Source organism: Alishewanella sp. WH16-1 (genome assembly GCF_001441695.1).
In the GTDB taxonomy this organism is placed as follows: domain Bacteria; phylum Pseudomonadota; class Gammaproteobacteria; order Enterobacterales; family Alteromonadaceae; genus Alishewanella; species Alishewanella agri.
Window position 1 is genome coordinate 1 of sequence record NZ_LCWL01000043.1, and the last position, 437, is coordinate 437.

Sequence of the window (437 nt, forward strand, 5' to 3'; positions counted from 1 at the left end):
ATACCATTCCACCTTGTTTTATGATCTAATTACGCAGCGATGTTCATTAACCAACTAAGACTATGAAGCATACCTCTGAAGACTTACTCAAGCTCTCTCGAGCCGAAAAAAATGCCCGCAAGCGTATGCGTTTGCTCGCGCTCTCACAGTTTCTTGAATGTAAGAATCGCACACAGGTTGCCAATCAACTCAATATCAGCCGCACCAGCGTCAATAAATGGGTGACTCAATACCTTGAAGCGGGCCTTGATGGATTAGAAGCACGCAAAGCAAAAGGCAGGACGCCTTTTTTGACGGTTAAACAACAAATGCAATTAGGTCACTTTATTGAGACGCAAAGCCAGAATGAGCAAGGCGGCAGGCTTACCGGTGAAAAAATCCTGAATTACATCAAAACCGAATTTGGTGTGAACTATCACCACAACGCTATTTATAAA

The 437-nt window shown here is 43.2% G+C and carries 1 protein-coding gene; it reads left to right on the forward strand.

What is annotated here, in order from left to right:
• Positions 1-62: 62 nt before the first annotated feature.
• Positions 63-437 (forward strand): helix-turn-helix domain-containing protein (locus AAY72_RS04750; RefSeq protein WP_057785789.1); only part of this gene is annotated, 375 nt, incomplete at its 3' end.